The sequence below is a fragment of the Clostridium sp. AM49-4BH genome, from assembly GCF_003478335.1.
Classification (GTDB): domain Bacteria; phylum Bacillota; class Clostridia; order Lachnospirales; family Lachnospiraceae; genus Butyribacter.
The window spans coordinates 1-23,165 of record NZ_QUFB01000046.1; the positions used below are offsets into that span (position 1 = coordinate 1).

Here is a 23,165-nt window from a genome sequence, read left to right on the forward strand (position 1 = left end):
TGAAAGGGACTTTGCGCTCGTCGTTACTTATGTCTCGTACTTCAGAGACATTAAGTAACGTGACGTAGCGCATCGTAGCGAAAGCGTCCCGTCCAAAAATGGATGATACCTTGCTAAACCGGGACATCTCAGACAATCCTTCGGGCATGTATTCATCAGAGACTTAACAAAATAAGAAATCACTCAAAAACTCTGCGTTCTGCGGCAATTATCTTAGTTCGCTGCCGGCAGAACAAGTCAGTCTACTGGCTGCAAAATAGTTTATTTGTTGCTGACATAATAAGCAATATGTGGGATGACGGTAACGGTTGGTCTGCGAAGATTGAGAGGGGAATTGGAAATTGCGGTTGGGGAGTGTGACGAAAGGTAACATGCTGGTTTTGCTCTTCTTTGATGGGAAAGGAATGTATGTTTATGATGGAAAATGGAAATGTGTGGACATTTGATAAGATTGCAGAGTGTGCCGGAGCTATTCGGGAAAATATGGGCCGCGTGATCATTGGAAAGCAGGATGTGATCAAATTGGTGATAGCAGGGCTGTTCGCAGGGGGACATATTTTGTTGGAGGATACGCCGGGTACCGGCAAAACAATGTTAGCAAAGTCCTTAGCAAGATCGATCGATGCGGAGTTTGGGCGGATTCAATTTACGCCGGATCTTCTCCCGCTAGATCTGACCGGGCAGAATGTGTATCATCAAAAGGAGGGACAGTTTGTATTTGTGCCGGGACCGGTCTTTTGTAATGTGCTGCTGGCAGATGAAATTAACCGTGCAACACCGAGAACGCAGTCGAGTTTGTTGGAATGTATGGAAGAAAAACAGGTAACAGTAGATGGCGAGACAAGAGTGTTAGAACGCCCGTTTTTTTTGATCGCTACACAGAATCCAATTGAAACGGCGGGTACATATCCACTGCCGGAGGCACAGTTGGATCGTTTCTGTATGCAGCTTAAAATGGGATTCCCGACTGTGATGGAAGAACTGGATATTATGGATCGTTTTATACAGGATAGCCCGTTAGAACGATTGGAGCCGGTATGTACAGCGGCAGAAATTGTGCAGGCACAAGAGGGCTGCCGGCATATTTATGTCGATGAAAGTGTCAGACGTTATATTGCCCATATTGTCGAGGCAACGAGAAAGCATTCCGATATAGCATTGGGTGTGAACCCTCGCGGAACATTGGCATATTTGAGATGCTGTCAGGCATATGCAGCAATCGAAGCGAGAGATTTTGTGACACCGGATGATGTGAAAAAGTTATGTGTACCTGTTTTAGGTCATAGGATCGTGGCGTATCGTGCGGAGCAGAAAGAAACGATATTGCAAAGCATATTAGAGCAGGTAGAGGTGCCAACAGAATATTGGAAGCCACAGAACGAAGTATAATGACGTAGAGCTATCAGACAGAGATAGAAGCCACAGAATATAGAATTGTGGCAGGACGATTTTACGGGAAGGAGGGGTGCACAGGTGACATTACTGATCGCAGTTTTTCTTGCACTTGTCCTGTTTTTTGGACAGAGAAAATTGTTTGATAAAAATTGGAAGCGAAAGCTGCAAGTATCGCTGGCGTTTGGAGAGCAGGGGGTTTATCCTGGAGAACTCTGTACTTTAAAGCAGATTATTCAAAATAAAAAGAGGATGCCTTTGCCTGCACTACAAGTCAAATTTCAGGCCGACAAAAGTTTGCAGTTTCAAGATGAGACGGAGGCGGTCGTTACCGATCATTACTATCGAAGTGAAGTATTTATGGTAGGTGGACGAAAGCAGATCACCCGTACGCTGCCGTTTCGACCACAATGTCGCGGAAAATATTCGATAGGGCAGATTCAAATAGCTGCACAGGATTTTTTTATGAGCAAAAAATATGTGGCCGTCTTGCCGGAAAACACGATGATCTATGTATATCCAAGACAGTTATCCATGAAGCAGTTATTGAACCACAATAAACAGGTATTGGGGGAGATTGTGGAACGTCGGAGTTATCAGGAAGATCCGTTTTATTTTCGGGGAATCAGACCGTATCAGCCGTATGATCCGATGAAATATATTAATTGGAAAGCATCTGCAAAGTATGGTGAGCTGTTAGTGAATAGTTTTGAGTCAACCTATTCGCGAGATGTCTGCCTGTTGTCAGATGTGGAGACGGATTCTGTTTTTTATCGGCAGGAAATGCAGGAGGCGGCGATCTCTGCAGCGTCAACGTTAGCAGACTATTATTTGCGCAAAGGAGCGAGAGTCAGCTTTCGTACCAATGGCAGGGAAGATACCGACGAGGAGATCGTGTTGGAACAATGCCAGGGAATCGCAGCGATCACAGCATTAAACCGCAGGTTGGCAGGTATTGATCTTGCGAAAGACAGTGCAGATTTTGCGCGGATGATCAGGCAGATCATACCGAACTGCAGACAGAGCAGGCAATATGTATGTATCACGACAAGACCTGTCAGGGACATTTTGGAAGCGGTTACATTACTACAAAGCAAAGCAGCGGAAGTGTTGCTGATCGTACCGCAAATAGCGGGCGAGGATGTACAGATACTGGCGGGTGCACTAGCGTGGAATATATGATATAGGTGAGGATTTGGTGCAAGATGTTAGAAAGAAACTAGCGGATAGATATACAATTTTGTGTGGAGGTACAAGAGCGTATGACGGATATGGACCGCTTTACGGAGCAAAATGATCTTAAAACGACAAAATTGCAAAAGCTGTGGAGATCACCAGAGCAAAGATACCGTTATCTGGAAGATTTTTTTGTGTTGCTCATGGAAATGATTGGCTGGTGCGGAATATATATGGCTGTGTTATTGTATACGAAGCGGACAGCAACAGAGGATATACTGGGGATGCTTGCAGTGCCGTTTTTGTATGGATTTACGTATGCTTTGCAAAGAATAGAACTCTTGGTGCAAAGAAATGTGGACACCCGAACAAATGGAGCAAAGTATCAGGAATATACCGGTGCTATTGTCCTTATAATGGGACACTTATTAGAAATTATCTTCCTTTATGGATTGCTTGGCAGATCGGCGCAGATGGCAAAAGATATCACTGTCCTTTATATGTTGATCGTTTTATGGAATATGGCTGCTTCGATCAAATGGTGGCGGATACACAGAGAGCATTTCAGTTATACCGGGAAATGGTATTTGGCGGTAGAAGTTGTATTTATATTTTTGTTGGGAACATTCTTAGAGAATCCACGTTTTCGACTTTTGGCAGTGATTTTGGGAGCCGCCCTGTTGATACTCCATATGTGGTGTGGCTATTTGGAGCGGCTCAATGATTACCTGAGAGAACAAAGCGATGCTTCGGATGGTACTAAGCATATGATATTTGACGGCAGTTCGAAAATGGTCGTGAGGGTGCTTGGCGTATTTTTGTTAGGTGTACTATTTGCAATTGCCTTGAGGGATGTTAAAATGGGGATACCCTTTGGCAGATATGTACGATATGCTGTCCGAAAAGTAGTACAGATGATCGTTGCTCTAGTACACTTTATCGCAAGCTTGTGGAAGGTATCACCGGAGAATGTGGCAGATCAGGTGGAAGAGATTACGGAGACAGCGGCTCCTGCAGTGACAGATCTGTCGCAGTTTGATCATCCGATCGTATTGTTGTTAGGTGCACTGCCATTTATTATTCTGCTTGGTTTTGCGGCAAAAGAATTGTTCCTTAAGTTATTTCGCCGGCAGGAGAAAATAACCGCAGCGCAGTCACCAAAGCTTATGATACCGGATGAGATTGTAGAAGTGGAAGAGGAAGATTCTTTTTGGACAAAACTAAAACGGAAAGTTTTTCGTACTAATCGTGAGAAAGTGCGGCATTTGTTTCGCAGACGGATCGTGAACAGCCTACAGGGTAAAGTGCGAAGTACAGATACTGCCAGACAGTTAGCACATAAGGCGGAGGATGCCGGAACAATGTCGTTAACAGCACTTACCGGTCTTTATGAGGAGGCACGGTATAGCGAGCATGAGATCACCAATGAGCAATGGAAGTCGATACGACAAGAGAAAGGAAAAGGATAACATGACAAAGAAACAGAGAGCCTTAATAGTAATAGAACGATTGCGGGAAGCCTATCCGGATGCAGACTGTACCTTGGAATATGAAGAGGCATGGAAATTGTTAGTCAGCGTGCGGTTAGCGGCACAATGTACGGATGCGAGGGTCAATCAGATCGTTCCTAAATTATATGAAAAGTATCCGGATATTGATGCGTTAGCAGCGGCAACGGCTGAGGAGATTGAGGAAATTGTGCGTCCCTGTGGCTTGGGTAAGAGTAAGGCAAGAGATATTAATGCTTGTATGAAGATGCTTCGAGATGAGTATGAAAGCAAAGTCCCAGAGGATTTTGATGCCCTACTGCGTCTGCCCGGTGTGGGCCGCAAAAGTGCAAATCTGATCATGGGAGATGTGTTTGGCAAGCCGGCTATCGTCACCGATACACATTGTATTCGATTGGTAAATCGGATTGGATTGGTGGATGGGATCAAAGATCCAAAGAAAGTTGAAATGGCATTGTGGAAGATCATTCCGCCAGAGGAGGGAAGTGCCCTTTGTCATAGATTTGTCTGTCATGGACGAGATGTATGCACAGCGAGAACAACACCGCATTGTGAACGGTGCTGTCTGGCTGATGTGTGTAAGGCTAACGCAAAGGCTCATTAAGAGCCTCTGTTCCAGGGAGTACAAATCGTCCTTCTTTTATAATGGGTATTTTACGACCGTCTCTGCCATTGACGATAATGTCGCCCAGTTCATGATATGGGATCGTAATATCTGTGTGGCATCCGAAATAAGCATGTCGGCTGTCGGTGTGACGCAGTAGGGAATAGTCGTTTTCTTTGGCGATCATTTCCTTTCCGTCCGGGTTGTAAGTGCGTAGTTCCTCTTCATGAGAGAAGCAAGTATCACCAATTGCAAAATGTGGTCCGGTCTTTTCTTCAATGAGGATCGGCAGCAGATGGGAAATGCCAAACTGCTGTCCCATGGCATAAGCGGTCGTGTTGGTTCCGATAGCAAATTCTCCCATAGGAAGTGTTTTGTGTTGGAATAACAGATTTTCAAAAATATATTTTTTGTTCTGTTCTTCTGAATCATAATTGCTGCATTCATAATCGGTAACGACTCCATCTTGGAATGTAAGACAGATATTTTCATATTTCAGACCATTTAGAAAGCTTTTGGTCACGTGAAGAATACCATTGGTCCCTTTTAGCTTAGGAGAGGTAAACACTTCACCAAGTGGTATATTGACATCTGCCAAGCAGTTTTCAAAACGGGTTTGTCGTGCCGGATCTGTCATTGGTGTTAATGCTACGGTAATGTTGGTATGGTTGCCGTTGCGACCGGTAACTGTAACGCTTTCTCCCGAATCTAATGCTTCAATGATCGTTGTCTGAATCTGTTCATAACGTTCCTGATCCAGTGTGTTCACGCGGATCGTGGCATCAAAAATATCAGTGAAGTTCTGTCCGATTTCTGGGACAGGAAATGCGATGATCGTAAAACTGACTTGATCTCCCGGAATAAATTCATTGGTTAATTCAGTGGAAGCGGCTTGATAGTCAAGTCGTTTGCTGCGTTGTTTGTCGCTGTCCTTTGGAGTTGTTGATTTGTTTTCAGGGATAAAAGGATGTTCTCCAAATGTCTCGATCACGGCAGGACCGGCATAGGTGGCTGCGAGATCTTTCATATCCTGATAGGCGCTGCGCTGCTCTGTGAGACAGCGGTCTGCATATGCTTGTCAAAGATCAGCGCATTATCCATACGGTGATCGTAGTCATATTGTTTGTTGGCTGAGGCACCAAAGTATCCGATGCGACCTCTGGCCGAGCGTGTCGTCATGCTGACGCCGGCGCGATAAATACAGCAATCAAGATCCATTTGCGCAAATTGCCGGATGGCGGCGCGAACGATCTGTTCGAATCCTAAGCTGAAACGGATATTGACGGTTTTCTTTGCGGACAGATCAATGTTATATAATTCGAATCCTTTGCGGAATCCCTCTGTATATGTGGCCGCCATTGCCTGAATCTTTGCTTGAGAAAGTGTGTTTAAGTGACGGGCGGTTTCCAGTTCATTTTCGGAAATATATTCCCCAAAATAATATAGATAGCGCAGATCGGTTAAGTCTGCCTGCATTATAATATTTTTGGCAAATGCCATGCGTGGATCTAACAGCGAACGGGTGCGGTCTGCAATGGTAATATCTGCGTAATCAAAGCAGTAATAATATAGTGCATGACGAATTTCTTCTGCGGAGGGGTCCTCCTGTTCTAAGATAGAGTATACTTCCAAAAACAATTCCATCGCCATTGTCACGTACTGCAAATGCTGCTCAAATACATAAGCGATACAGCCTCGCATTTCCGCATATAGCGCACATAGAAGCTGTCCCATTTCCAGCCCAAATACGTTGCAGGCATAGTCAGGATTCGCGTAACTCTCTGCGTAATGTTCCGGAAGAATATCAGCATATAAAGAGTGGTTTAACTGCTGTAATTGTTCTAATGGCATATGATATATGCTGCCGGTGGCAACACAATTCCATGTGTCCGTGATTTCGGATAGAAAGGATGCAACCATTGTGACATACGATGCATATGGAGCACACAGTTCTGCTTCGTTTTGAATCTCGTAAATACGCTCACTTGCCAATGTAAAACGTTCTTCCAAAGCTTTATTTTCTTCTTGATAATAATCATATACTTTTATCATTTTGGAAATCCTCCTAAACAATTAATGGAAAGCACTTATAGGCTTTCCATTAATGAAATTATTCATGCATTTTAACGTTTGTGCGTTTGATGATATTTTACTTTCTCTTCGTACATTTTTTCATCCGTGACTTTAATAAATTCATCCAATGTGATGTCCTCCGATGGGACTGCCACGACAATGCCGAGACTGCTGCTGATCGTATACGGTTTGCCGGATGAGGCATTAAATTCATCCAAATAGTTTTGTATGCGTTTACGGAAAGCAGCTTCTTCTTCACTAGAAGATGAGTTACAAGCCCAAGCGGCTACAAATTCATCGCCGCCAAAACGAGCGCATGTAGCACTTGCCGAAGATTCCTGTGCTAACGCCTGCCCTACCGTAGAAATCGCAATATCACCATCGGCGTGTCCGTATGTATCGTTTATGGTTTTGAGACCGTTTAGGTCAGCGGATACAAGAACGAAAGGTGTATTGGTCTTTGCGCATTGTTCAAATAGCGGCTGTACGCGTTGGTAGAAACCACGGCGATTAAATAAGCCGGTCATTGGATCGTGGATATATTTGTTCTCCAATGAGGAGATAATGTTTTGCTGGCGTTGATGTGTTTTTGTATTTTCTAAGGCGTTGCTTATGTTCATTAAAAATTGATACAGATATTCCATATTCATCATTTCGCTGTCATAAGCCAACACAACGTAACCAATCGTCATATCCAATACATGGAGCGGACAAAACATTAATGCGTCCTCGTCTTCCAATATTGTGGATAGGTTTGGCAGTAATGCAGAAGTATTAAAATCGATCAGCCCCTGCCATTCGCCATTAATGCGAGACAACATGATATTCATCTTGTCGGAGTAACCGCTTCGATGAAAATTCGCTTTGTCGATAATATCGGATAACTCTTCCTGCTCAACCAAAAAGTCGTCAACGATACAAAGCCAAAACTTATTGCTGCGGAACTCATCGGCGTACTGCATCAGGTTGTTAAATACACCAAAGAAAGAATCGTTATCGGTAAGATCGGCAGCCATGTAGATCTGGGTCTCGCTGAAATGACGGTGATCATTTAACCGAGAATGCAGTTTGTGCGTTCTGTTATTATATTTTGTCATGGAATTCTGCTTGTTGCTTTGGCAGCCACAAGAGGAACCATAGACAATCTCCGAAACAATTTCTAAAGGTTCATCAATTTCCTTGCCCTGTAACAAATTTCTCATAATACGAAATGTTCTGGAAATCGTTGCATCAATATCGTAACGAACCGTTGTGATCGGTGGATAAAAATCCAGAGCTTCCTCAATTCCATCAAAACCGGTAACAGCAACGTCTTCGGGAACATTGTAACCATGATCGGTCAAATATTGTATGGCAGCGATCGCCATACTGTCGTTGGCACAGACGATTGCTTCCGGCATTGGAAGATCACTGTCGATAAAGGATTGGACGACAGTGTGTGTTGGACCATACCAAAAATCGCCATAGCCGATCCGTGCTTCCTCGACCGGAATCTGATGTTCGGTAAGTACATCACGATATACTTGTAAACGTTCCTCGGAGAAAAGGTTATCTTTCGGTCCGGCAATAAAATTAATGCGACGGTATCCATGGTCATCGATCAGATGGGATAGCAGCTTACGTATCGTGGATTTATATTCGTAAATAATGCTTAGGCTTCCCTCCAACGGATACTCAATGGATATTACCGGAATATCTCGCTTTTTGGCATGTTCGATAATGGATTCACGAACGAGCTCATTTTTGATCGTGATCGTCAACATGATCAGTCCGTCTAATACATCGGTATCGATCAATTGGTAAATGTTTCCCTCACCGATGTCATGTTTCTGATCCCAATATAGCGGGCTGAATGCACTGAAAAAGAGGACTTTGAAGTGAAACTCATGAGCGAGCCGCTTAAATGCCTCAAAGAAACGATCATTATAATCAGTACTAATATCAGCCACGCAAACCCCAATGATTTTTGTAGTATTTTCTTGCAAAACTACGTGTACCTCCTCTTGCTATCGCTAGTTGTACATTATTACTGTTATTATATTACAAATAAAATGCTATCTCAAGGGAAAAAGCAACAAAAACCAGTATTTCCGTTATAACTGTGAATAATTTTATGCGTCTGGTGCACAATATAGATGAGCCTTGATATGGTATCGAACATATGTACTTGTTTTAGGGAGCGGATTGTGTTATACTTTACAATCACAGTGGGCAAGTATTACAGAAATGGAGATAACCTATGGGTAAACATGATGAATTGACCAAATATATAAAAATACGAGGAGCCAGAGAACATAATCTCAAAGGGATTGATATTGATATACCACGCGATGAGTTTGTTGTTTTGACCGGGCTTAGCGGATCCGGCAAATCATCGCTGGCTTTTGATACAATCTATGCGGAAGGGCAGAGACGTTATATGGAGTCGTTATCTTCATATGCCAGAATGTTCTTGGGTCGGATGGAAAAACCGAATGTAGAAAGCATAGAGGGACTGTCGCCGGCAATTTCGATCGACCAGAAGTCGACCAATCGCAATCCGCGTTCTACGGTTGGAACCGTGACAGAAATATATGATTATTTTCGCCTGCTTTATGCACGTATTGGTATTCCGCACTGTCCAAAGTGTGGCCAGGAGATCAAGCGTCAGACGGTCGACCAGATCGTGGATGAGATCATGACATATCCGCAGGGAACGAGGCTGCAGCTTCTTGCGCCTGTTGTGCGTGGACGCAAAGGTGAACATGCAAAAGTATTTGCTTCAGCCAAAAAGAGCGGTTATGTGCGTGTTGTTGTGGATGGACATATTTATGATCTTTCCGAAGAGATCAAATTAGAGAAGAACAAAAAGCACAATATTGAAATTTTAGTAGATCGTCTTGTCGTTCGCGAGGGGATTGAAAAGCGTCTGGCTGACTCGATCGAGAGTGTTATGCGCCTGTCGGATGGACTCTTGATCGTAGATATTCCCGGGGATCGTCAGATTAATTTCAGTCAGAGCTTTTCCTGTGCAGACTGTGGTATCAGCATAGAAGAGATTGAACCGCGCAGTTTTTCGTTCAACAACCCGTTTGGTGCATGTGAAACCTGTGCCGGTATTGGCTATAAGATGGAGTTTGCGGAGGAACTGTTTGTGCCGGATCCATCGGTAAGCCTGGCAGATGGGGCAATCGTGGTGATCGGCTGGCAGTCTTCTAAGGATCCGGGAAGTTATACAAGATGTACGCTGGAAGCATTGGCAAAGTCGTATGATTTTGATCTGAATACACCATATGGTGAGCTGCCGCCGGAGATTCGCCATATGATCATGCATGGCACGGATGGCAGAGTGGTACAGGTGCATTATCGCGGTCAGCGGGGGATCGGAGTATATGATGTAGCATTTGAGGGCGTGATCAAAAATGTGCAAAGACGGTATCGAGAGACTCATTCCGAGACGACACGTCGGGAATATGAGAGCTTTATGCGGATCACTCCTTGTGAGACATGTCATGGCAAGCGATTGAAAGAGTCTTCACTGGCTGTGACGGTAGGAGATAAAAATATTGCAGAGGTGACAGAAATGTCAATCCGTGATCTGCAGCAGTTTATGCAGTCCCTGACATTAACGAAGAGACAGCAGACGATAGGGGAGCTGGTGCTTCGAGAGATACATGCACGAGTTGGCTTTTTGATGGATGTTGGATTGGATTATCTGAGTTTGGCCCGCAATGCGGGTACGTTGTCCGGAGGTGAGGCGCAGCGTATCCGTTTGGCAACACAGATTGGTTCCGGCTTGGTTGGAGTAGCTTATATTTTGGATGAACCAAGTATAGGACTTCATCAAAGAGATAATGACAAACTCTTAAAAACTTTATTAAAATTACGTGATCTGGGCAATACATTGATCGTGGTCGAGCATGATGAGGACACAATGCTGGCAGCAGATCATATTGTTGATATTGGTCCCGGAGCGGGAGCGTTTGGCGGTGAAGTTGTGGCACAGGGAACAGCACAGGAGATCATGCAGAACGAAGACTCTTTGACGGGAGCATATCTTAGTGGTCGAAAGCAGATCGCAATTCCATCAAAACGCCGCAAGCCGGCAGGCTGGGTTGAGGTGCGGGGTGCAGCGGAGAATAATCTCAAAAATGTCAACGTGAAGTTTCCGGTTGGAGTGATGACCTGTGTGACAGGCGTATCAGGTTCCGGTAAGAGTTCGTTGGTCAATGAAGTATTATATAAGAGCCTGGCAAAGCAGCTTAATCGTGCGAGATGCATCCCCGGCAAGCATAAGTCGATCAAAGGACTGGAGCAATTGGACAAGGTAATTGATATTGATCAGTCGCCGATCGGTCGGACACCACGTTCAAATCCGGCAACGTATACCGGGGTGTTTGACATGATCCGTGATCTTTTCGCCTCCACGCCGGATGCGAAGGCAAAGGGTTACAAGAAAGGTCGTTTCAGCTTTAATGTGAAAGGCGGACGATGTGAGGCATGTGGCGGCGATGGAATTGTTAAGATAGAGATGAATTTCTTGCCGGATATTTATGTTCCATGTGAGGTATGTGAAGGCAAACGATACAACCGTGAGACGCTGGATGTCAAGTATAAAGGTAAGAGCATTTTTGATGTGCTTGATATGACAGTGGATGAGGCACTTCCATTTTTCGAGGCGATACCATCTATCCGTCGCAAGATAGAGACACTGCATGATGTCGGTTTATCTTATGTCAAACTTGGCCAGCCTTCGACAACGCTATCCGGTGGAGAAGCACAGCGAATAAAGCTTGCAACGGAACTTAGCCGGCGCAGCACCGGTAAAACAGTTTACATTTTGGATGAGCCGACGACAGGACTACATTTTGCGGATGTGGATCGCTTGATCAGCATTTTGCATCGGCTGGCAGAAAGTGGCAATACGGTGATCGTGATCGAACACAATCTTGACGTGATCAAGACAGCGGATTATATTATTGATCTGGGACCGGAAGGTGGCGATAAAGGTGGAACCGTCATTGCTACGGGGACGCCGGAGAAAGTAGCGGATAATCCGAATTCGTACACCGGAGTATATATTAAAAAGATGCTTGACAAACAGAAATGAGGATGGGTTATGAATGATCACAAAGGTTTTTTTGCAATGATGGCACGAATGAAATATATAGAGCGTTGGGCATTGATGCGCAATTCGGTGTCGGAGAATATATGCGAACATTCGCTGGAAGTTGCTATGCTTGCACATGGTTTAGGGATTATCGGCCGGAAACGGTTTGGAAAGGATCTTTCGCCGGAACGTCTTGCAATGTTAGGGATGTATCATGATTGTACGGAGATCATTACCGGAGATATGCCGACTCCGGTTAAGTATGCCAATGATGAGCTTAAAGAAGCATACAAGGCGATTGAAGATTCAGCAGCACATCGTTTGCTGGAAATGCTGCCGGAAGATCTGAGAGCGGAATATGAGTCGTATTTCCTGCCGGAACAGATTACGCCGGAAGAGTATCGTTATGTGAAAGCTGCCGATAAATTATCAGCGTTGATCAAATGCATAGAGGAAGAGAAGACCGGTAATCAGGAGTTTCGCAGTGCGAAGCAGGCAACTTACGAATCCCTGCAGCAAATGAATATGCCGGAGGTGACGGTGTTCTGCGAGGTGTTTTTGCCGGAGTATTATAAGACTTTGGATGAATTAGAACATTGATCTGACTGTGATAGAAAGGGAGGCAAAATTATGCCCGGAGTGTTATTTGAAGGTGGCTCATTTCGAGCAATTTTTAGCTGTGGAGTGATGGACGCATTATTGGACCAGGATGTAATGTTTCCGTATTGCATTGGTGTGTCGGCGGGAGCTGCAGATTCCGCCAGTTATATTTCGCGACAGAAGGAACGAAATCTGAATATGCTGCTGCGGTATCGTAATGATAAACGTTATATGGGACTGCGAAATTATTTTAAGAAAGAGCATAGTTTATTTGGCGTAGATTTTGTTTTTCGAAAAATGCCCAATGTTTTGTTCCCATTTGATATGGATACCTTTCAGAATTATGCCGGAGATTATGTTGTGGTAACAACGGATGCCAATACCGGCAAACCACATTATTTTCATAAAGAAGACGTAGATGATCGATTTGATGTGATTTGTGCCAGTTGTGCGCTGCCGGTGTATTTTCAGGCGGTGCATATTGGAGGGGGAGCATATTATGATGGCGGTGTATCTGATCCCGTGCCGATCCGTCGACTACAGAGAGACGGACATCACAAAGCATTGATCGTTTTAACCAGACCGGAAGGTTATCGTAAAGCGTGCGGCAGATCGGATCGCTTTGCAGCGGGAGTGCTGCGCAGACGATATCCGGCAATCGCAGATAATTTATTGCATCGCTACAAGACATATAATGAATCGGTACAAATATGTGAAAAGATGCAGGAGGAAGGCAATGCCGTATTGATCCGCCCGTCAGAACCGCTTAGCAGCTTTGAAAAAGATACGGATGTACTGCGTCGTTCATACCAAATGGGGTATGATATGGCAATGAACCGGATGGATGAGATCAAGGCATTATTTTAGGCAAAAAACATTGGAATCCTTTGAAATAGCAAAGGAAATGAAAAATTTATACATTTTTTATTTCTTTTTTTAGGGAAATAGGGTATAATAGGCATGGTTTTTGAAAACTAACTCTGCAAAGAGGCATAAAATGCGGGTTTGCAGAAATCTATTCTTCCACAGTGGAAGAGAATCAAAAGATGGAGGGAAAAGTTATGTTAGTATCAGCAAAAGAGATGCTTACCAAAGCAAAAGCTGGCAAGTATGCAGTAGGTCAGTTCAACATCAACAATCTGGAGTGGACAAAGTCTATTCTTTTGACAGCACAGGAATTAAAGTCCCCTGTTATTTTAGGTGTGTCTGAGGGCGCAGGAAAGTATATGTGCGGTTACAAGACAATTGTTGGTATGGTAAATGGTATGATTGAAGAGCTTGGAATCACTGTTCCTGTAGCACTTCATTTGGATCATGGTTCATATGAAGGAGCAAAGGCATGTATTAATGCAGGATTCTCATCCATCATGTTTGACGGATCTAGTCTTCCGATCGAGGAGAACATCGCTAAGACAACAGAGCTTGTTAATGCATGTGGTATCTTAGGTCTTTCTTTGGAAGCCGAGGTAGGTTCTATCGGTGGTGAAGAAGATGGCGTTATAGGTGCAGGTGAGTGTGCAGATCCAGATGAGTGCAAGGCGATTGCGGATCTTGGTGTTACAATGCTTGCAGCAGGTATCGGTAATATCCATGGTAAATATCCGGACAACTGGGCAGGATTAAGCTTCGAGACATTGGATGCAATCCAGGCCAAGACAGGAGATATGCCATTAGTATTGCACGGTGGTACAGGTATTCCGGCAGACATGATCAAGAAAGCAATCTCTTTGGGTGTTGCTAAGATTAATGTAAATACAGAGTGCCAGTTAGCATTCCAGGAAGCTACTCGTAAATATATCGAAGAGGGTAAAGACCTTCAGGGTAAAGGATTTGATCCTCGTAAGCTTCTTGCACCGGGTGCTGAGGCAATCAAGGCTACCGTTAAAGAGAAGATGGAATTGTTCGGATCTGTAGGTAAGGCTGAGTAATGATACTGTCGTAATTGTACGTGAAGAGGTATTGTATAGCATAGAAGCAGGAAACAATTTTGTGGCAAAAGAGACAGAATTGTTTCCTGTTTTCCACTATACGGAGTAAAGTGCCGGTGTATTTTTAGAAAAGCAGTGACACTGTAACACGATACAGATTCATGTAGAGTAGAAATGAGGATTAGTGTGAATCGAGCAGAATTTTTGTCTATATTACGTGAGAGTTTGGAAGGAAATATGCCGAAAGAGGATGTGGAAGCTAATCTTCGGTATTATCGGGATTATTTTGCACAGAGCGAACACAGTGACAAAGAGGTTTGTGAAGAGCTGGGAGATCCCCGTCTTATTGCAAAGTCCCTGATCGATGCATATATGGCATCTAAAGGATCTGATGCAAATCAATATATGGATCAGGCGCGCAGTGAATACAGCCAGACTTATGGAGAAACTTATGGGCATGAGACGGAGAATGGTATTTCGAAACTATTTCGTTATCTTATCATAGGTGCAGGAATTGTAGTTTTTATGATATTGCTAGTTTTTTTGCTCCGCTTTGCTTGGTGATCTTAGTGCCGATTGCATTGATCGTGATTGCTTTAAAGTTGATTCGAGGAGATTTTTAGCAGGCAATATTTAGTTAAAGGATAGAAATTAGTACGATGTATAAGATATTAGCAAAAGATGGAAGAGCAAAACGTGCACAGCTTGAGACAGTGCATGGAACAATACAGACACCTGTTTTTATGAATGTTGGAACGGTTGGTGCGATGAAAGGTGCAGTTGCGACTACGGATATGCAGCATCTTAAGACACAAGTGATGCTGTGTAACACATATCATCTGCATGTTCGCCCTGGCGATAAGATTATTCGCCAACTGGGAGGATTGCATCATTTTGTGGCATGGGATAAGCCGATCTTGACAGATTCCGGTGGATTTCAGGTGTTTTCTTTGGCGGGATTGCGTAAGATCAAAGAAGAAGGCGTGTATTTCAATTCCCATATTGATGGACACAAGATATTTATGGGCCCGGAAGAGAGTATGCAGATTCAGTCTAATATAGCGTCAACGATAGCGATGGCATTTGATGAGTGCCCGCCACATCCGGCAACAAGAAAGTATATGCAGGATTCTGTGGATCGCACAACACGCTGGCTGGAACGCTGCAAGAAAGAGATGGCAAGGTTGAATGCTTTGCAGGATACGATCAATCCGAATCAGATGTTATTTGGTATTAACCAAGGTGGAACATTTCAGGATATTCGTATTGAACATGCAAAACGTATTTCGGAGATGGATCTGGATGGCTACGCATTAGGTGGATTAGCAGTCGGAGAATCGCACGAAGAGATGTATCGCATCTTGGATGAGACGGTACCATATCTTCCGGAAAATAAACCGACATATTTGATGGGTGTCGGGACTCCTGCTAATATTTTAGAGGCAGTAGAGCGTGGCGTTGACTTTTTTGATTGTGTGTATCCGGCGCGTAACGGTCGTCATGGACATGCATACACAAATCATGGAAAGATGAATCTGTTAAATGCCAAATATGAATTGGATGACAGACCATTGGATGAAACATGCGATTGTCCGGTATGCAAGCACTATAGCAGAGCGTATATCCGCCATCTGCTTAAGGCAAAGGAAATGCTTGGACTTCGTCTTATGGTAACGCATAATTTGTATTTTTATAACACAATGATGGAAGAAATACGTGATGCCATTGAAAAAGGGTGTTACGCACAATATAAAAAGCAAAAATTAGAACAATTACAGGAGGAAACAAAATGAATTTAGCAGTATTAGCAGGACAGGCAGGATCACAGAATGCAGGAGGAAGTATCATGACAATGGTAATTCTTTATGCCGTTATCATTGGTATCTTTTGGTTCTTTGCAATCCGTCCACAGAGCAAACAGAAGAAAGAGCATGAGAACTTACTCAGTACGTTAGAAGTTGGAGACAGCATTCTGACGACAAGTGGTTTTTTTGGCGTTGTAATTGACATCAAGGATGAGATTGTTATCGTTGAGTTTGGCAGCAACAAAAACTGCCGTATTCCAATGAAAAAGGATAACATTGTTGAGATTGACAAACAGACTGAGGATTAAGATCTTACTAAGGCTTCTCATACCGGAAGGATTTGAGGTATGGGAAGTTTACATGCAAAGATTGTGTAGATGCAACAGAATATGACAAGAAAAACAGCCTCTGAAGGTATTATGTAATACTTCAGAGGCTGTTTTTGGAATATTATTTTGCTGCGCTGATCGTTGACTTTATGAGCGCGCAGCATATTCTTTCATTTGCTGCAGATATTCGTAAGGTACAGCAAGGTGTCCCATGCCGGAACCAAGGGAAATGTGTGGCTTATTTGTTCCATGGAAATCAGAACCGCCACTGGGGAGCAGGTCAAATTTTTTGGCAATATTTCGGATGAAATATTCATCTTGTTTGCTATAAGTGGAATATTTAACCTCTATACCTAACAGACCATATTCCTTTAATTCGGTGAGCAGGCTGCAAAGTTCCTTTTCGGAAAGATGATAGAGAAGTGGATGCGCCAGTATTGGCACGCCACCGGCTGCTAAGATCGTTTTGATCCCCTCTTCTCTGCTAATATATTCGCGTGGTACATAATAAGGTGCTGAGGGGTCAAGGTAACCATCAAAAGCTTCAGCGGTATTCTTTACAACGCCATACTTGATCAATAGACGTGCAAAGTGTGCTCTTGTGACAACAGCATCTGGATTTCCATTTGTCAATTCTTCCATTGTGATCGGAATGTTATCCCGCCGAAAGCGTGCAGCCATTTCTTCGTTACGAGCGTCTCGACGTTTGATCATGATCTGTGACATTTTCTGAAATCCTTCATGCGTATGATCAATAAATAATCCCACGATGTGAATATCGCGGTCACGAAAACCGACAGACAATTCAGTCCCCGGGATGGCCTCGATCGCCATATCTTTAGCGGCTTCTAAAAAATCCGGAATACCCTCCACTGTATCATGATCTGTCAGAGCGATTGCCTGCAAACCGCAGGAAACAGCCTTATTAACAAGCTCTGACGGGGAACATGTCCCGTCGGAAAATGTAGAATGTGTATGTAAATCAACGGTTCCCATAAGTATCTACCCTTTCTTGTTTTGAACACTCAAATATCACATTTATTATGGATGTATGAAGTAAGAGTGTATTTATTGTATATTTACGGTATCAGTATAGCATAATCAGGCAAAAGAAGCATACATAAAATATAGTATGTAAGATTCGTGTGAAGGAGGCTGTTTTTTTGAAAAAAAATGTCATTTCATTTTGTGTTGTGTTGGGGCTTATGTATGTGTTTTCTGTCGTTCTGCTTGGTATTGGGTCGGTCATCATCTGGAAAACAGGTGTAACGGCAAAGAGTATCAGCATGGCGGTCATTCTTGTATACGTACTTAGCTGCTTTGGAGGAGGATTTCTTCTGGGTAAAAAAACGGGAAGCCGCAAATTGTTATGGGGATGCTTGATTGGAGCTGTTTATTTTGGAATTTTGCTGTTGATCGGTCTTGCTGCCGGTAATACAACACTTGCTGGAAATTCTTGGATATTTAGTGGTGGAATTGTGTGTGCAGTAGCTGGAATGGTCGGTGGAATGCTTGCTCCGGTATCAGAAGGATAATTGTTACATTTATTTAATAGAAAAGTAACTAATCTGTGATACTATTCATGAGGAATATGTTATCATAGGTAAATGCGTGGCTTGACTATAGAGCTGTCAAGCTGTTGAATATAAATAAATGGAGGGGCTATTATGGTAACAAAGGAAGACGAAAAGATAATGGAGAGTTTATCGGATCGAAGCCGCAGAGAACGGAGCGAACGTAGAAGAAACAGACGCAGAAGTGGTTTGATCTTCGGAAATATAGCATTAGCGCTTGGCATCGTGGTCGTTGTTTTGGTAATTCGAGTGATCGCATTGGGTACACCGAATGCAGATAAGGAGAAAGCTGCTCATAAAATAGCAGAGAAAGCAACGGCAACACCGATCGCAACACCGACTGCATCGCCGACGGCGACGCCGAATGGTGCAGATCATTGGATCCGTAAAGATTTGGATGCATCAAAGCCGATGATTGCATTTACATTTGACGATGGTCCATATGCTAAGGTGACCAGACGCATTTTAAAAGCATTGAATAAAAGCAACGGACGCGCCACTTTCTTTGTGGTAGGTAATCGTGTGCCGGAATTTAGCGAAACACTTGCGTTACAGTATGAGCAAGGTAATCAGATCGGAAGCCACACCTTTGATCATAAGGACTTGAGCAAAATGAAAGCCAAGAAGATCAAATGGGAAATTAATAAAACCAATCAAAAAGTATCAAAAGTTATTGGATGTAATACTACAGCGCTTAGACCGCCTTATGGTAATGTGAGCGATACAATGCGTAAAACGATCAAAACGCCGATGTATTATTGGAGCATCGATAGCGAGGACTGGAAGAGCAGAAATGCAAATTCCATTGTGAAACGTTGCAAGGATGCAAAAGATGGTGATATCATATTGATGCATGATCTATATCCTACGACTGCAGATGCGGTAGAAAGATTGGCACCATATTTTGTTAAAAAAGGATTCCAATTGGTAACACTTGACGAGATGTTTTATTACAAGCACAAGGATGCAGAGCCGGGAAATGTGTATTTTTCCGCACGATAAATCCGGATATAACAAATGAAAATAAAATGAATTGAGATTGGCAAGGATTTGATGATTCAAACCTTGCCAATTGTATATTTACTATGGTATAATGATATTTGGCGTGATTTCTTATTCACGCAAAAATTGCAGTTATTAAAAGGAGAAAAGCAACATGAAGAACAAGAAAAAGGGATTACTGCATATTATTGTTATTTTAGCAGTAATTGCACTGTGTTCTTTTACTACTTTGGTAGGCTTTACAAAAGCGCATAAAGGAAGCGCACGTAACATCAAGCTCGGTCTCGATCTGGCTGGTGGAGTAAGTATTACCTATGATGTAGTAGGGGACAAGCCAACGGATGCCGAATTGAAAGATACGGTAACGATGATGCAGAAACGTGCAGAGGTACATAGTACGGAGTCATCGGTAGTTACTGATGAGAAGGGCCGTATCGTGATCGATATTCCGGGTGTTGATGATGCAGAGAAAGTATTGTCAGATTTAGGTAAGGAAGGTTCTTTGGACTTTGTCGCACAGGATGATATGGATCTATCCAGTGGCAAGCCGGTTTATACAAAGACAATTTGTACCGGTAAAGACATCAAGAGTGCAGAGGCCGGAACGACACAGGATGAATCTACCAAGACGAAAAAGTACGTTGTATCATTGAAGTTTAAGAGCAAGGGTACTAAGGCATTTGCTACGGCAACAGAAGAAGCAGCACCTTCTCATAAGATGATCTACATCGTATACGATGGAAAAGTAATTTCCAATCCGGGTGTAACTGAGGCGATCACAAATGGTGAGGCACAGATCTCCGGTGGATTTAAGACATATGATGAGGCAGAAGAACTTGCTTCTTATATCCGTATCGGTGCACTTCCGGTCGAGTTAAAGGCAGCACAGTCTCAGGTGTAGGTGCACAGCTTGGTCTTGACGCAATTCAGTCCAGTTTGTTAGCCGGTGCGATCGGTTTTGGATTGGTTGTATTATTTATGATCATTTTCTATCGTCTGCCAGGTTTGGCATCTTCTATCGCATTGGTGTTCTATTTGGGACTGATGTTAGTAGCTTTGAATGTCTTAGATATTACACTGACACTTCCTGGTATCGCCGGTATCATATTGAATATCGGTATGGCGGTCGATGCGAACGTAATTATCTTTACGCGTATTAAGGAAGAGCTTGCCAAAGGAAAATCCGTTCAGTCAGGTATTAAGATTGGTTTTGACAAGGCGTTATCTGCTATCGTTGATGGTAACGTAACCACCTTGATCGCTGCAGCAGTATTGTATGTAAAGGGATCCGGTACAGTTAAGGGCTTTGCTACAACATTGGCACTTGGTATCATTTTATCCATGTTTACAGCACTTGTTATTACGAAGTTGCTGTTGAATGCGATGTATTCCCTTGGTATGGATGATGTGAAGTACTTCGGTGTGGAGAAGCCGAGAAAGCCGATTCGCTTTGTGGAAAATCGCTTGAAGTTTTTCTGCATTTCCGGTGCGATCATTTTGGCATGTGTTGTTACCTTAGGTGTTAATAAAGCATCCAGATGCGGTGGCAACATTTTGAATTATGGTTTGGATTCTTAGGAGGTACTACGTATGACATTACCTTCCCGGATAAAACAGATCTGAATGCAGATCTTAAGTCTGATCTTGAGAAACTGTTTAGTAAGACGGCAAAATCTAACGATGTAGTCATTTCAGAAGTTGCCGGACGCAATGCATTGTCTGTCAAGACAGTTGAGTTGAACGAGAAACAGCGCAATACGTTGAATGCAGCATTAGAGAAGACTTATGGTGTTGATGAGAAAAATATTGAGAATCAGAATATCAGTGCTTCGGTATCGGATGATATGAAGAGCGATGCTGTGACAGCAGTAGTTATCGCAGTTATCTGTATGCTGATCTATATCTGGTTCCGATTCAAAGACGTTATATTTGCGGGAAGTGCAGTACTTGCATTGATACATGACGTTATTGCTGTCATTTTGGTATATGGTCTGACAAAGATTTCCGTCGGAAATACATTTATCGCATGTATGCTGACAATTGTCGGATATTCCATCAATGCAACAATCGTCATCTTTGACCGTATTCGCGAGAACTTACAGGTTCATAGCAGCGAAGAAGCATTGGCTGAGGTTGTTAATGAGAGTATCACACAGACATTGACACGAAGCATTAACACTTCATTAACAACAATTATCACAGTTGTTGTACTTGCAATCCTTGGTGTTGATTCTGTCAAAGACTTCGCAATTCCGTTGTTAGCCGGTTTTATCTGCGGTGGTTATTCTTCCGTATGTATCACTGGTACACTGTGGTATTCTTGGAAACGCGTACAGTTTAAGCGTAAGAAAGCTAAGAAGTAAAAGCGTTCTTATAAGGCAAGGATAGATTAAATATGGCGTTGCTTTTGGTGACGTTACCGAATAAAAACAGGCATTTTGAAAATTATTCAAAATGCCTGTTTTTTACTTGCCGGTCAATCTATTTTTGACATACGAAAGATACCCAGTCACCCATGGTGTTACGCTCCAGTATCGTAAAGTTATTGCGAAGCAATGCTTGTTCAACCGCATCTGATTTTTCGTTAAGAATACCAGAGGAAATAAAGATGCCGCCCGGTTTTATGAAATCGCCGATATAATCGGAAAGTGGAATGATCACATCCGCCAAGATATTTGCTACAGCAATATCAAACGGTTCGCCGGTCTGTTTTTTGACGGCAGCAGCATCTTCTAATATGTTTGCGTGAATAGCAGTGATGCGAGAGGCATCAATGCCATTAATCTCAGCGTTTTCGATTGTTCCGGTTACGGCAGAGGGGTCTATATCCAGACAAAAGGCTGATTTTGCACCACATAGCAGAGCAGCAATTGCCAAAATACCGCTGCCGCAGCCGGCATCCATAAGACGTGTATCGTCATGAATATAATTACGTAGTGACAGGAGGCATAATTTGGTTGTTTCATGTGTTCCGGTGCCAAAGGCCGAACCGGGATCAATAGATAACACAATATCACTTTCCGAACAATCTTCTGGTACAGGTTCCCAAGTGGGCTTGATCAGAACATCATCAGCAATGCGGAAAGGTTTGAAATTTTCTTTCCATTTGTCTTTCCATGCACTGTCGTCCTCAACCTGATATGTCAATTCGCTGAATGTGATCGGAGCAAATGAAGAAGCTTTCTCTACACGTGTAGTAAAAGCTTTGATAAATGCTTCCGGCTTTGTTAAAAGACGATCTGGTACATTTTGCTCGATTTCTGCATCACGCAATGATGAGCCGGTGCTATAAAAAGCATCGGAATCTCCATCAATGACATCACTGTAAAATACTAAAACAGCTTCGCCGTTGTCTGGTGGGAGTTCCGCCGGAATATCCGTATACATTTTGCGTTCTTCTTCCGCTGATAAAGGAACATTGTCCTGTAATTCATAGCCATTCACTCCAAATTCTGTCAACAATTCACCAATCCTGCTGCTCGCATCGGTTGTTGTCTTAAGTTCATATCTGATCCACTGCATATTTTCCTCATCTTTCCAAATCCAAAATTGGACTTAAACTAATAAATAGATTTCGCGTCTAAAAATAGACTTACGGTGTCACAACTGCTATACTAAACACAAACTTTCCACCTATGAAAAGTTTGCGCTTATGACTCGAACTTCGCACGTCCCTAGACGCTGTCAGGCCACATATTGCTTGTTATGTCATAATACTTGCGCATGATTTCTGCGCATAATGGAGTTTCGAAGAAACTCCCAAGATAAGCACAGAGTGCTTATTATGTCATAATACTTGCGCATGATTTCTGCGCATAATGGAGTTTCGAAGAAACTCCCAAGATAAGCACAGTGTGCTTACAATGTCCATAATATGTCAGCTATTTTGCAGCCAACAAACTAAATTGTTCTGCCATCAGGGTACTAAGATAATTGCCACAGAACCCAGAGTTTTTACAGTGATTTCTAAATTTTGTTGTCTCTGATGGTTGATTTACATGCCTTTCGGAAACTCGAAGTCCCGGAAGCAAGGTAATCATCATTTTTGAAAGGGACTTTGCGCTCGTCGTTACTTATGTCTCGTA

Annotated in this window: 21 protein-coding genes; 16 read left to right on the top strand and 5 right to left on the bottom strand. The window is 43.1% G+C overall.

The window, feature by feature from the left end:
- Positions 1 to 414 precede the first annotated feature (414 nt).
- From DW981_RS11610 to nth, 4 genes are all read left to right on the top strand, one after another.
- Complete coding sequence (locus tag DW981_RS11610; RefSeq protein ID WP_243034741.1) at positions 415 to 1,389, top strand: MoxR family ATPase; 975 nt, start codon at positions 415 to 417, stop codon at positions 1,387 to 1,389.
- 84 nt (positions 1,390 to 1,473) lie between these two features.
- The gene (locus DW981_RS11615; protein WP_118507826.1) at positions 1,474 to 2,574 is read left to right on the top strand and encodes a DUF58 domain-containing protein; all 1,101 of its coding nucleotides are present in this window, start codon (positions 1,474 to 1,476) and stop codon (positions 2,572 to 2,574) included.
- A gap of 80 nt (positions 2,575 to 2,654) precedes the next feature.
- Complete coding sequence (locus DW981_RS11620; RefSeq protein WP_118507827.1) at positions 2,655 to 4,037, top strand: DUF4129 domain-containing protein; 1,383 nt, start codon at positions 2,655 to 2,657, stop codon at positions 4,035 to 4,037.
- 1 nt (position 4,038) lies between these two features.
- On the top strand, positions 4,039 to 4,680 hold the full coding sequence (gene nth / locus DW981_RS11625; protein WP_022025062.1) for an endonuclease III: 642 nt from the start codon (positions 4,039 to 4,041) through the stop codon (positions 4,678 to 4,680).
- Here the strand turns inward: nth and DW981_RS16240 are convergent.
- From DW981_RS16240 to DW981_RS11635, 3 genes are all read right to left on the bottom strand, one after another.
- Positions 4,661 to 5,707 carry an aminopeptidase gene (locus DW981_RS16240; RefSeq protein WP_347474566.1) on the bottom strand — a complete coding sequence of 349 codons (1,047 nt, stop codon included), beginning with the start codon at positions 5,705 to 5,707 and terminating at the stop codon, positions 4,661 to 4,663. The two genes, nth and DW981_RS16240, sit on opposite strands and share 20 nt — an antisense overlap.
- Positions 5,704 to 6,732 carry a hypothetical protein gene (locus DW981_RS16245; protein WP_347474567.1) on the bottom strand — a complete coding sequence of 343 codons (1,029 nt, stop codon included), beginning with the start codon at positions 6,730 to 6,732 and terminating at the stop codon, positions 5,704 to 5,706. Before DW981_RS16245 ends, DW981_RS16240 begins: the two co-directional genes overlap by 4 nt.
- 71 nt (positions 6,733 to 6,803) lie before the next feature.
- Complete coding sequence (locus DW981_RS11635; RefSeq protein WP_118507828.1) at positions 6,804 to 8,738, bottom strand: GGDEF domain-containing protein; 1,935 nt, start codon at positions 8,736 to 8,738, stop codon at positions 6,804 to 6,806.
- Between the two features lie 254 nt (positions 8,739 to 8,992).
- On the opposite strand from DW981_RS11635, the gene uvrA reads away from it, so the two are divergent.
- The 7 genes from uvrA to yajC all read left to right on the top strand — a co-directional run bounded on the left by uvrA (position 8,993) and on the right by yajC (position 16,483).
- A complete protein-coding gene (uvrA, locus tag DW981_RS11640) occupies positions 8,993 to 11,842 on the top strand; it encodes an excinuclease ABC subunit UvrA (RefSeq protein WP_118507829.1) in 2,850 nt (949 codons plus the stop codon).
- A 9-nt stretch (positions 11,843 to 11,851) separates the two neighbouring features.
- Complete coding sequence (gene yfbR, locus DW981_RS11645; RefSeq protein ID WP_022025066.1) at positions 11,852 to 12,442, top strand: 5'-deoxynucleotidase; 591 nt, start codon at positions 11,852 to 11,854, stop codon at positions 12,440 to 12,442.
- Between the two features lie 30 nt (positions 12,443 to 12,472).
- Entirely contained in the window at positions 12,473 to 13,309 is an 837-nt protein-coding gene (locus DW981_RS11650) for a patatin family protein (protein WP_118507830.1), read from the top strand.
- Between the two features lie 194 nt (positions 13,310 to 13,503).
- On the top strand, positions 13,504 to 14,370 hold the full coding sequence (gene fba / locus DW981_RS11655; RefSeq protein ID WP_118507836.1) for a class II fructose-1,6-bisphosphate aldolase: 867 nt from the start codon (positions 13,504 to 13,506) through the stop codon (positions 14,368 to 14,370).
- Between the two features lie 186 nt (positions 14,371 to 14,556).
- Positions 14,557 to 14,934 (top strand): DUF1700 domain-containing protein, encoded by a 378-nt coding sequence (locus DW981_RS11660; RefSeq protein ID WP_182434255.1) that lies wholly within the window; start codon positions 14,557 to 14,559, stop codon positions 14,932 to 14,934.
- A 95-nt stretch (positions 14,935 to 15,029) separates the two neighbouring features.
- Complete coding sequence (tgt, locus tag DW981_RS11665; protein ID WP_022025070.1) at positions 15,030 to 16,163, top strand: tRNA guanosine(34) transglycosylase Tgt; 1,134 nt, start codon at positions 15,030 to 15,032, stop codon at positions 16,161 to 16,163.
- Between the two features lie 53 nt (positions 16,164 to 16,216).
- Positions 16,217 to 16,483 (top strand): preprotein translocase subunit YajC, encoded by a 267-nt coding sequence (gene yajC, locus DW981_RS11670; protein ID WP_347474571.1) that lies wholly within the window; start codon positions 16,217 to 16,219, stop codon positions 16,481 to 16,483.
- A 168-nt stretch (positions 16,484 to 16,651) separates the two neighbouring features.
- On the opposite strand, the gene DW981_RS11675 is transcribed toward yajC, so the two are convergent.
- On the bottom strand, positions 16,652 to 17,500 hold the full coding sequence (locus tag DW981_RS11675; RefSeq protein WP_118507832.1) for a PHP domain-containing protein: 849 nt from the start codon (positions 17,498 to 17,500) through the stop codon (positions 16,652 to 16,654).
- 167 nt (positions 17,501 to 17,667) lie between these two features.
- On the opposite strand from DW981_RS11675, the gene DW981_RS11680 reads away from it, so the two are divergent.
- The 5 genes from DW981_RS11680 (at position 17,668) to secF (ending at position 21,443) form a co-directional block, all read left to right on the top strand.
- Entirely contained in the window at positions 17,668 to 18,039 is a 372-nt protein-coding gene (locus DW981_RS11680) for a TIGR04086 family membrane protein (RefSeq protein WP_022025073.1), read from the top strand.
- A gap of 132 nt (positions 18,040 to 18,171) precedes the next feature.
- The gene (locus DW981_RS11685; RefSeq protein ID WP_118507833.1) at positions 18,172 to 19,080 is read left to right on the top strand and encodes a polysaccharide deacetylase family protein; all 909 of its coding nucleotides are present in this window, start codon (positions 18,172 to 18,174) and stop codon (positions 19,078 to 19,080) included.
- Positions 19,081 to 19,234: 154 nt separating this feature from the next.
- The gene (locus DW981_RS16250) at positions 19,235 to 19,981 is read left to right on the top strand and encodes a hypothetical protein (RefSeq protein ID WP_347474568.1); all 747 of its coding nucleotides are present in this window, start codon (positions 19,235 to 19,237) and stop codon (positions 19,979 to 19,981) included.
- A gap of 35 nt (positions 19,982 to 20,016) precedes the next feature.
- On the top strand, positions 20,017 to 20,658 hold the full coding sequence (locus DW981_RS16255) for a SecD/SecF family protein translocase subunit (RefSeq protein ID WP_347474569.1): 642 nt from the start codon (positions 20,017 to 20,019) through the stop codon (positions 20,656 to 20,658).
- Positions 20,619 to 21,443: a protein translocase subunit SecF gene (gene secF / locus DW981_RS16260; RefSeq protein WP_347474570.1), complete on the top strand. Its 825-nt coding sequence runs from the start codon at positions 20,619 to 20,621 to the stop codon at positions 21,441 to 21,443. The genes DW981_RS16255 and secF overlap by 40 nt, the downstream gene beginning before the upstream one ends.
- A 118-nt stretch (positions 21,444 to 21,561) precedes the next feature.
- Here secF and prmA read toward each other — a convergent pair whose 3' ends face one another.
- On the bottom strand, positions 21,562 to 22,602 hold the full coding sequence (prmA, locus tag DW981_RS11695; protein ID WP_118507834.1) for a 50S ribosomal protein L11 methyltransferase: 1,041 nt from the start codon (positions 22,600 to 22,602) through the stop codon (positions 21,562 to 21,564).
- Between the last annotated feature and the right edge of the window lie 563 nt (positions 22,603 to 23,165).

What these genes read in the sequence shown, in the direction of transcription:
- DW981_RS16250 (WP_347474568.1), top strand. Translation starts at nt 19,235, where the DNA reads ATGAAGAACAAGAAAAAGGGATTACTGCATATTATTGTTATTTTAGCA.
- DW981_RS16240 (WP_347474566.1), bottom strand. Translation starts at nt 5,707, where the DNA reads ATGAAAGATCTCGCAGCCACCTATGCCGGTCCTGCCGTGATCGAGACA.
- yfbR (WP_022025066.1), top strand. Translation starts at nt 11,852, where the DNA reads ATGAATGATCACAAAGGTTTTTTTGCAATGATGGCACGAATGAAATAT.
- DW981_RS16245 (WP_347474567.1), bottom strand. Translation starts at nt 6,732, where the DNA reads ATGATAAAAGTATATGATTATTATCAAGAAGAAAATAAAGCTTTGGAA.
- DW981_RS11620 (WP_118507827.1), top strand. Translation starts at nt 2,655, where the DNA reads ATGACGGATATGGACCGCTTTACGGAGCAAAATGATCTTAAAACGACA.
- DW981_RS11675 (WP_118507832.1), bottom strand. Translation starts at nt 17,500, where the DNA reads ATGGGAACCGTTGATTTACATACACATTCTACATTTTCCGACGGGACA.
- nth (WP_022025062.1), top strand. Translation starts at nt 4,039, where the DNA reads ATGACAAAGAAACAGAGAGCCTTAATAGTAATAGAACGATTGCGGGAA.
- yajC (WP_347474571.1), top strand. Translation starts at nt 16,217, where the DNA reads ATGACAATGGTAATTCTTTATGCCGTTATCATTGGTATCTTTTGGTTC.
- secF (WP_347474570.1), top strand. Translation starts at nt 20,619, where the DNA reads ATGCGGTGGCAACATTTTGAATTATGGTTTGGATTCTTAGGAGGTACT.
- DW981_RS11650 (WP_118507830.1), top strand. Translation starts at nt 12,473, where the DNA reads ATGCCCGGAGTGTTATTTGAAGGTGGCTCATTTCGAGCAATTTTTAGC.
- tgt (WP_022025070.1), top strand. Translation starts at nt 15,030, where the DNA reads ATGTATAAGATATTAGCAAAAGATGGAAGAGCAAAACGTGCACAGCTT.
- uvrA (WP_118507829.1), top strand. Translation starts at nt 8,993, where the DNA reads ATGGGTAAACATGATGAATTGACCAAATATATAAAAATACGAGGAGCC.
- prmA (WP_118507834.1), bottom strand. Translation starts at nt 22,602, where the DNA reads ATGCAGTGGATCAGATATGAACTTAAGACAACAACCGATGCGAGCAGC.
- fba (WP_118507836.1), top strand. Translation starts at nt 13,504, where the DNA reads ATGTTAGTATCAGCAAAAGAGATGCTTACCAAAGCAAAAGCTGGCAAG.
- DW981_RS11610 (WP_243034741.1), top strand. Translation starts at nt 415, where the DNA reads ATGATGGAAAATGGAAATGTGTGGACATTTGATAAGATTGCAGAGTGT.
- DW981_RS11685 (WP_118507833.1), top strand. Translation starts at nt 18,172, where the DNA reads ATGGTAACAAAGGAAGACGAAAAGATAATGGAGAGTTTATCGGATCGA.